This window comes from Rhodococcus sp. 14C212 (assembly GCF_011058195.1).
Classification (GTDB): domain Bacteria; phylum Actinomycetota; class Actinomycetes; order Mycobacteriales; family Mycobacteriaceae; genus Rhodococcus; species Rhodococcus aetherivorans.
Window position 1 is genome coordinate 1 of record NZ_JAALEH010000146.1, and the last position, 9061, is coordinate 9061.

Sequence of the window (9061 nt, forward strand, 5' to 3'; positions counted from 1 at the left end):
GGTGGGGGAGGGTTCGGTGGTGGTGCTCGAACGCTCCTCCCGCTCGCCGGAGACGGTGTGGCCGCAGGCCCTGGAACCGGACCGCGTTCGCAAGTACGGCGAGACCCGTATCGAGATCGCCACCTGCTACGGTTCGGACTCATGAGCAGTGCGGTCTGCCCCGGTTCGTTCGATCCCGTGACCAACGGCCACCTCGACGTCATCTCTCGGACTGCCGTGCAGTTCGACGAAGTGACGGTGACCGTCGTGATCAACCCCAACAAGCAGGGAATGTTCTCGGTTCCCGAGCGCATCGAGATGCTCACCGAAGCCACCGCCCACCTGGGCAACGTGCGCGTCGACTCCTGGCAGGGCCTGCTGGTGGACTACGCACGCGCCCACGGGATCACGGCCATCGTCAAGGGCCTGCGCGGCGCCAACGACTTCGACTACGAGCTGCAGATGGCGCAGATGAACCACAAGCTCACCGGCGTCGACACCCTGTTCGTCGCGACCAACCCGGCTTACAGCTACCTGTCGAGCTCTCTCGTCAAGGAGGTCGCCACCTACGGCGGCGACGTCGCCGACATGCTGCCGGCGACGGTGCACAAGCGGCTGCTCGCGCGGATCGCGGAGCGCACAGCGGCGAAGCGCTGATCCGGCCCGGCGGCGAAGCGCTGATCCGGCCCAGCGGCGAAGCGCTGATCCGGCCCAGCGGCGAAGCGCTGATCCGGCCCAGCGGCCGAGGCTGACCCGCCCGTTCGATTGCCGACACACCGGGTCCGCGATGCGCGACTCCGGCGGCACCTGCGGCAGACTTGCATCCGGCGGCGGTCGCACCGGCCGCGCCGGGACGACGATTGGGGTTGGGCGTGTATCGGGTATTCGAGGCACTCGACGAGCTGGTCGCGATCGTCGAGGAAGCACGCAGTGTCCCGATGACCGCGAGTTGCGTGGTCCCGCGCGGCGACGTACTGGACCTGCTCGACGACGTCCGCGATGCGTTGCCTGCGGAACTGGACGACGCGCAGGACGTCCTGGACCATCGGGACAAGCTCATCGGCGACGCGCGGACCCAGGCCGACAAGACCGTCGCGGACGCCGACGCGGAGGCCCGCGAGACCCTCGACAACGCCCGCGCCGACGCGGACCGCATGCTCGCCGACGCGAAGGCGCAGGCGGACCGGATGGTGCAGGAGGCCCGTGCCCACGCCGACGATCTGCTGCGCGACGCCCAGGCCGAGGCCGACGACACGATCGCCGACGCCAAGGAGCAATACGAGTCCGTGACGGCCCGCGCGCAGGCGGAGGCCGACCGCATGATCGAGTCGGGCAAGGCCTCGTACGAGCGGTCGGTCGCCGACGGCGAGGCCGAGCAGGCCCGTCTGGTGTCGCAGACGGAGGTCGTGCAGGCCGCCCACGCCGAATCGGCGCGCGTCATCGATGCCGCCCACGCCGAGTCGGATCGGCTGCGGTCGGAATGCGACGAGTACGTCGATTCCAAGCTCGCCGAGTTCGAGGACGTGCTCGGCACGACCTTGCGGTCGGTCGGTCGCGGCCGGCAGCAGTTGCGGACGGGCGCCGGTGTGCCCGACTACACGGACGCCGAACGCCGGTCCGAGCGGCGGCGCTGACGCATCCGGCACCCTCACGCCGGGCGATTTCGTCCCGTCCGGGTCCGTCGCGTATCGTGGAGTGGTTGCCCAGTCGCCCCGTGTGGGCGACGTCCGTCACCTGGAAAGAGGAAGAAGCATTCCCGTGTCTGCCCGCCGTCACAGCTCCCAGCATCCCGACCGGGATTCGGGTCTCGTGCTGGACGTACTCTCGCTCGGACGCCGTCCGGGCTCCATGCGCACGGTCCACACGGTGGTACCTGCGCCGTTGCGGATCGGACTCGACGCGATCGCGATCGAGGAAGGCACGGATGTGGAGCTCGATCTCCGGCTGGAAGCGGTGTCCGAGGGGGTCCTCGTCACCGGGACCGTGCGTGCCGATACAGTCGGCGAGTGCTCGCGCTGCCTCGAGCCCTTCGAGGACTCGGTGGAGCTGTACCTGACGGAGCTGTTCGCCTACCCGGACAGCGTGACGGAGCAGACCACCGACGAGGACGAGGTCTACCGCCTGGTGGACGACACGATCGACCTCGAGCCGGTCATCGTCGACACCGTCGGGCTGGAGCTTCCGCTGCGGCCGTTGTGTAGTGACGACTGCGCGGGACTGTGCCCCGAATGCGGCATTCGCCTGGCGATTGCGGAATCCGGGCACGGGCATGAGAGAATGGATCCTCGCTGGGCTGGGTTGGCAGCCGCTTTCGGCGCAGGCTCCGAAGAACCCAGCAGTGCATCCGACAGCAAGAACAACGAGGAGAAGTAGACGTGGCCGTCCCCAAGCGCAGAATGTCGCGTTCGAACACCCGGTCGCGGCGGAGCCAGTGGAACACCACTGCGCCGACGCTCGTCACCTGCCCGAACCGCGGCTGCGGCGAGAAGAAGCTGCCGCACGTGGCGTGCCCGTCCTGCGGCACCTACAACGGCCGTCAGGTGACCGCCGCCGTCTAGTTCTCGAATTCTGAGACATCGTGACGAGCGATTCGACCACCGCATCCGAGGGCGGCGAAGGGGAACACGCGTCCCTTCTCGCCGCCCTCGGTGTCGATGTGGATCCGGAGCTGCTGACGCTTGCGCTCACGCACCGCTCCTACGCGTACGAGAACGGCGGCCTGCCGACCAACGAGCGTCTCGAGTTCCTCGGCGACGCCGTCCTCGGCCTCACCGTCACCGAGAAGCTGTACCTGTCGCATCCGGACAAGTCCGAGGGTGAACTCGCGAAGATCCGGGCTTCGGTGGTGAACATGCACGCCCTCGCCGAGGTCGCGCGGTCCCTCGGTGACGGCGGTCTCGGCCCGCACCTGCTGCTCGGCAAAGGTGAGGAACTCACCGGTGGCCGCGACAAGCCCAGCATTCTCGCGGACGGCATGGAGTCGCTGCTCGGCGCCGTCCACCTGCAGCACGGCATCGACGTCGCACGCACCGTCGTGCTGCGTCTGTTCGCCGAACTCCTCGAGCGGGGTCCGCGCCTCGGCGCCGGTCTCGACTGGAAGACGAGCCTGCAGGAGCTGACCGCGGAGCGAGGCGTCGGCGTGCCGGCGTACGAGATCACCGCCACCGGCCCGGACCACGACAAGGAGTTCACCGCGACCGTGATCGTCGCGGGCGACGCCCGCGGTGTCGGCGTGGGACGGACGAAGAAGGAAGCCGAGCAGAAGGCCGCCGCCTCGGCCTGGCAGAGCCTGTCCGACACCGATGCCACCCCCGCCGGCGCCGACCAGAACTGACCCGACGTGCCCGAACTGCCCGAGGTCGAGGTCGTCCGCCGCGGCCTGGACGCGCACGTCCGTGGCGCCACCATCGAGTCCGTCCAGGTGCTGCACCCGCGTGCGGTACGCCGTCACGAACCCGGCCCGCGGGATCTCGCGCTGCGGCTGACCGGACAGACCGTGGCTGCCGTCCAACGCCGCGGCAAGTACCTGTGGCTCGTCCTCGAGCCCGCAGACGTCGCGCTGGTCGTGCATCTCGGGATGAGCGGGCAGATGCTGGTCCAGCCGCCCGCGGTGCCGGACGAGAAACACCTGCGCATCCGCGCCGTTCTCGACAACGGCGCCGACCTGCGGTTCGTGGACCAGCGCACCTTCGGAGGCTGGGCCCTCGCCCCGCTCGTCGAGGTCGACGGTGCCGTCCTGCCGGAGCCCGTCGCGCACATCGCCCGCGACCCCATGGATCCGGCGTTCGACGCGGCCGCCGTGGTGAAGGTGTTGCGCGGCAAGCACACCGAGATCAAGCGCGTCCTCCTCGACCAGACCGTCGTGTCCGGCATCGGCAACATCTACGCCGACGAATCGCTGTGGCGGGCCGGTGTGCACGGCAACCGCGCGGCCGACCGGCTCGGGGGGCCGACCCTGCGACGGCTGCTCGACGCGGCCCGCGACGTGATGGGCGAGGCGCTCGCCCAGGGTGGTACCTCGTTCGACGCCCTCTACGTCAACGTCAACGGCGAGTCCGGATACTTCGACCGGTCGCTGAGCGTCTACGGCCAGGAGAACCTGCCGTGCCCACGGTGCGGGACGCCGGTGCGGCGCGAGAAATTCATGAACCGCTCGTCGTTCAGCTGCCCCCGGTGCCAGCCGCCGCCCCGGAGCGCGCGGCGAGTCTGAGTTCCGCCGTCCTCCGCGTCCGTCGACGCGGTGAATCCGCCCCGCGATCGCTGCCGACCGTGCACAGTGGGAACGGCGGAGGAGGACGCACATGCGAACATCGAGGAGAGCCGTGCCGGCTGCCACGGCGGCGCTGGTAGTGGCACTCGCGGTCGTCGGATGCGGCACCGACGACTCGTACCCGAGCGAGTCGGCGCAGACGACCACCGAGGCAGCCCGGGAAACGACCCGGCCGACCGGCACGGCCGAGTCCGAGCCCACGGGTACCGAGTCGCAGGGCACCGAGACGACGGGTGGCATCCCGGCCTATCAGCCGTCGACGCTCGTCAGCCGGGGGATCGGCTCGACCGTCCTGACGACGTCCGACCCGATCGAGCAGGTCAGCACCTTCTACCTCGACTTCGTGGACCGGGAGGGCTGGCAGACGGTCTCCGAGAGCGTCACGCCCTACAGCACGAGTCTCACGATCAGGAAGCCGGGGGAGGGCGCCTCCATCTCGGTGTCCTCGGGCGGTGACGGGACGCTCGTCTCGATCAGTACCTATCCGTCACCCTGATCCGTCACCCCTGACGGAGCCGCCCGGCCGCCTCGGCTCGGATCCGCGCGCCGGGTGGGATACGGTGGAACCGGTGCGCCGGGAAGTCTGGTCGGCAGACGATGATTGCTGCCCGACATCCGAGGACGACAGATGACGACACCCTTCTCCCGCCTGCCGTTGCTCTCACGTGGATCGTGGGAGGAATCCAAACGGGTGACCGAGATTCTCCGCAAGGAGACGGTCGGCGGCGTCCTGCTGCTCATCGGCGCGCTCGCGGCCCTGGTCTGGGCCAACACACCGTGGTCCGACGCCTACCACAGCCTTCGCGACACGACGGTGGGACCGTCCGCGCTGCACCTGGACCTGTCGCTCGGGACGTGGGCGGCCGACGGTCTGCTGGCCATCTTCTTCTTCGTCGTCGGCCTGGAGCTCAAACGTGAGTTCGTCGCCGGCGACCTACGGGATCTGCGCCGCGCCGCCGTGCCGATCACCGCAGCGGTGGGCGGCATGGCGGTCCCTGCCGCGGTGTTCGTCGCGGTGAATCTGCGCGGTGGAGCGGACGCCCTGTCCGGATGGGCCGTGCCCACCGCCACCGACATCGCCTTCGCCGTGGCCATCCTGGCCGTCATCGGGACACATCTCCCGGCCGCCCTGCGTACCTTCCTGCTCACGCTCGCCGTCGTCGACGACCTGCTCGCCGTCACCGTGATCGCGGTGTTCTACACCGACGACCTCGACCTCGTGTACCTGGGATTGGCGCTGCTGCCGCTGCTCGCCTTCGGGCTCGCGGTGCAGCGCGGCATCCGGTTCTGGTGGCTCCTGGTGCCGCTGGCGGCGCTCACATGGTTCCTCGTCCACGAATCCGGCGTCCACGCCACCGTGGCCGGCGTCCTGCTCGGGTTCACCGTGCCCGTCGCCCGCCGGACACGCACCGGCACGGAGGCCATGGCCGAGCAGTTCGAACATCGGCTCCGGCCGCTGTCGGCCGGGGTGGCCGTCCCGATCTTCGCGTTCTTCGCCGCCGGCGTGACGATCGGTGGCCTCGACGGCCTGGGTGAGGCGCTCCGCGATCCGATCTCGGTCGGTGTCGTCGCGGGCCTCGTGCTCGGCAAGGTCGTCGGGATCTTCGGCGTCACCTACCTGATGGCCCGATTCACCCGCGCCCACCTGGACGAGGGGCTGAGCTGGCTGGACGTGCTCGGTGTCGCGCTGCTCGGCGGTATCGGCTTCACCGTCTCCCTGCTGATCGGAGATCTCGCCTACGGCGCCGGCACCGTCGCCGCCGACCACATCAAGGTCGCCGTCCTCGTCGGCTCCCTCACCGCGGCGCTGGCCGCCTCGGTGGTGCTCCGCTCCCGGAACCGGGCCTACCGCAGGATCGCGGAACTCGAGACCGTCGACGCGGATCACGACGGCATCCCGGACGTCTACCAGCGCTGAGGCTCCGCCGGGTCGCGTGGCACGGGTCGGCGATTTCCTGGGCGAGGTGATCGCCCCCGCCTAGAATGGACGGACGGACATCGCGGCGGCACCGGATCCGGCGCCGCCCCCGGCCACCGCGGTGTACGCGGGTGATCGGAGGTGGACGTGCATCCGTCCGAACCCGCACGCGTGCTACCCCGCCGGGCGTATCGGGCGCTCGTCGCGTTTCTGGTCCTCTTCGCTCTGCTCGTCGCCGGACCTCGCCTGGTGGCGGTGTACACCGACTGGCTCTGGTTCGGAGAGGTCGGCTACCGAGACGTGTGGGGCACCGTCCTCGTGACCCGGCTGGTGCTGTTCGCCGTGGTGACGTTGGTGGTGACGGGGCTGCTCTTCGGAGCGACGGTGTGGGCGTACCGATCGCGACCCCTGTTCGCCACCGGCCCCGACGACCCCATCGAGCGATACCGGATCATGGTGCTGCGGCGCCCGAAACTGTACGCGATCGGCATCCCGCTGCTGCTGGGACTGTTCTTCGGCCTGAGCGCACAGAGCCAGTGGGCCAGAGTGCAGCTGTTCCTCCACGGCGGAGCATTCGGAAGCGCCGACGCGGAGTTCGGGCACGACGTCGGATTCTACGTCTTCGACCTGCCGTTCTACCGGCTCCTGCTCACGTGGGCGTTCCTCGCGCTGTTCCTGGCACTCGTGCTCTGCACGGTCACCCACTACCTTTTCGGTGGACTACGGCTGCCGTTCGCGACCGGCGCCGGGGACCGTCGCGGCACCACCGGCGCGGCGGGTGCGACGACGCGCGCCGCCCGGATCCAGATCGCCGTGCTCGCCGGAAGTTTCGTCGCGCTCAAGGCGGTCGCGTACTGGTTCGACCGCTACCAGCTGCTGTGGAGCGGCCGGAAGGAACCGACGTTCACCGGGGCCGGATACACCGACATCAACGCGGTGCTGCCGGCGCGCCTGATCCTCGTGGCGATCGCCGTGCTCTGCGCGGCAGCGTTCTTCGCCTCGATTCTGCTGGACGACCTGCGGGTGCCGTTGATGGCAACCGCGCTGCTGGTCCTGTCGTCGATCGTCGTCGGGGGGATCTTCCCGGCCCTCACGGAGCAGTTCTCGGTGCGCCCGAACGCGGCCGATCGCGAGAGCCCGTACATCGAGCGCAACATCGCCGCGACCAGGCAGGCGTACGGGATCGAGACCGATCGCGTCGAGTACCGGGACTATCCCGGGGTCGGAACCCGGCCGCCACGCGAGATCCCGGCCGACGTCACCACGATCGCCAACGCCCGGCTGCTCGACCCGAACGTGCTCTCCAGGACCTTCACCCAGCAACAGCAGCTGAAGAACTTCTACGGTTTCACTCCGCAACTGGACATCGACCGGTACACCATCGACGGCGAGGTCGGCGACTACATCGTCGCCGCCCGGGAACTGTCTCCGGAGAGCCTGAGCGGCAATCAGACCCAATGGATCAACCGGCACACCGTCTACACCCACGGCAACGGCTTCGTGGCGGCGCCGGCGAACCGGGTCAACGCCGCCGTCCGCGATGCGGCCGCGGCCGGAAGCGGCAGCGACAGCGGATACCCCATCTACACCGTCAGTGACATCGCCTCCCAGGGCTCCGGTCGGCAACTGATCCCGGTCGAGCAGCCGCGCATCTACTTCGGCGAGCTGATCGCCGCGTCGGATCCGGACTACGCGATCGTCGGCGGGTCCACCGGTGCGGCGCCGCGCGAGTACGACACCGATACCTCGCAGTACACCTACACCGGCAGCGGGGGAGTGCCGATCGGAAGCTGGATCAACCGGCTGGCGTTCGCGCTCCGGTACGGCGAGCGCAACATTCTGTTCTCCGGCGCCATCGCGGCGGACTCGAAGATCATCTTCGATCGTGATCCGAAGACCCGCGTGGAACGGATCGCGCCGTGGCTCCGCACCGACGGCAATCCGTACCCGGCGGTCGTGGACGGACGGATCGTCTGGATCGTCGACGGGTACACCACCCTGGCGCACTACCCGTACGCCCAAGCCGGCGCGCTGCCCGGCGCAAGCCTCAGCGATACCGGTCGGCTGCTTCCGGGTGAGTCCGTCTCCTACATCAGGAACTCGGTCAAGGCCACCGTGGACGCCTACGACGGCACCGTCACCCTCTACCAGGTGGACACGAACGACCCGGTTCTCGCGGCATGGATGAGTGCCTTTCCCGGAGCCGTCCAACCGCCGGAGTCGATCACCCCGGAACTGCGCTCGCACTTCCGTTACCCGGAGGACCTCTTCGGTCTTCAACGGGACCGGCTCTCCAAGTACCACGTCGACGACCCGCGGGAATTCTTCACCAACAACGCGTTCTGGTCCGTCCCCAGCGATCCGACCTCCGAGACCGTGGGGTCGCAGCCGCCGTACTACGTGCTGGTCGGCGACCGCGAGAGCGCGGCACCGTCGTTCCGTCTCGCCAGTGCGATGGTCGGGTTCAACCGCGAGTTCCTCTCCGCCTACATCTCGGTGAAGTCCGACCCGGACGACTACGGCCGGATGGAGGTGCTGCAGCTGCCGACCGACACGCAGACCCAGGGTCCGCAGCAGACCCAGAATTCGATGATCTCCGACACCCGGGTGGCGTCCGAACGCACCCTGCTCGAGCGGTCGAACCGGATCCACTACGGCAACCTGCTGACGCTGCCGATCGCGGACGGCGGGGTGCTCTACGTCGAGCCCCTGTTCACCGAGCGTCTCACCAGCACCGCCGACGGTTCGACCTTCCCGCAACTGTCGCGGGTGCTGGTCAGCTACCGCGAGCCCAGCGCCGGTGGCGTCCGCGTCGGATACGCCCCCACCCTCGCCGAGGCCCTCGACCAGGTCTTCGGTGCGGGGACGGGCCGGGTGGCGACCGCACCCGGCCC

Annotated in this window: 9 protein-coding genes and 1 pseudogene; all 10 read left to right on the forward strand. The window is 69.3% G+C overall.

Annotated elements, in window-relative coordinates:
* Nucleotides 1–145: pseudogene (locus tag G6038_RS31710) on the forward strand (16S rRNA (guanine(966)-N(2))-methyltransferase RsmD); the annotation flags it as partial.
* Nucleotides 142–636: a pantetheine-phosphate adenylyltransferase gene (gene coaD / locus G6038_RS29345; protein ID WP_006938042.1), complete on the forward strand. Its 495-nt coding sequence runs from the start codon at nucleotides 142–144 to the stop codon at nucleotides 634–636. The pseudogene G6038_RS31710 and the gene coaD, both read left to right, overlap by 4 nt.
* A gap of 215 nt (nucleotides 637–851) precedes the next feature.
* Complete coding sequence (locus G6038_RS29350) at nucleotides 852–1613, forward strand: DivIVA domain-containing protein (RefSeq protein WP_165042270.1); 762 nt, start codon at nucleotides 852–854, stop codon at nucleotides 1611–1613.
* A gap of 124 nt (nucleotides 1614–1737) precedes the next feature.
* Nucleotides 1738–2352 (forward strand): DUF177 domain-containing protein, encoded by a 615-nt coding sequence (locus tag G6038_RS29355; RefSeq protein WP_338109686.1) that lies wholly within the window; start codon nucleotides 1738–1740, stop codon nucleotides 2350–2352.
* Between the two features lie 2 nt (nucleotides 2353–2354).
* Nucleotides 2355–2537, forward strand: a complete 183-nt coding sequence (gene rpmF, locus G6038_RS29360; RefSeq protein WP_003939052.1) for a 50S ribosomal protein L32 — start codon at nucleotides 2355–2357, stop codon at nucleotides 2535–2537.
* A gap of 20 nt (nucleotides 2538–2557) precedes the next feature.
* Nucleotides 2558–3313, forward strand: coding sequence for a ribonuclease III (gene rnc / locus G6038_RS29365; protein ID WP_165042272.1), 756 nt, complete (start codon nucleotides 2558–2560; stop codon nucleotides 3311–3313).
* Nucleotides 3314–3319: 6 nt separating this feature from the next.
* Nucleotides 3320–4189, forward strand: a complete 870-nt coding sequence (gene mutM, locus G6038_RS29370; RefSeq protein ID WP_165042274.1) for a bifunctional DNA-formamidopyrimidine glycosylase/DNA-(apurinic or apyrimidinic site) lyase — start codon at nucleotides 3320–3322, stop codon at nucleotides 4187–4189.
* A gap of 112 nt (nucleotides 4190–4301) precedes the next feature.
* Nucleotides 4302–4745, forward strand: coding sequence for a hypothetical protein (locus tag G6038_RS29375; protein ID WP_346772949.1), 444 nt, complete (start codon nucleotides 4302–4304; stop codon nucleotides 4743–4745).
* Between the two features lie 195 nt (nucleotides 4746–4940).
* A complete protein-coding gene (gene nhaA / locus G6038_RS29380; RefSeq protein WP_346772950.1) occupies nucleotides 4941–6167 on the forward strand; it encodes a Na+/H+ antiporter NhaA in 1227 nt (408 codons plus the stop codon).
* A 141-nt stretch (nucleotides 6168–6308) separates the two neighbouring features.
* Nucleotides 6309–9061, forward strand: a 2753-nt coding sequence (locus G6038_RS29385) for a UPF0182 family protein (RefSeq protein ID WP_165042278.1), incomplete at its 3' end; no start/stop codon positions are given.

Coding starts and splice junctions, on each gene's coding strand:
- coaD (WP_006938042.1), top strand. CDS start 142: ATGAGCAGTGCGGTCTGCCCCGGTTCGTTCGATCCCGTGACCAACGGC.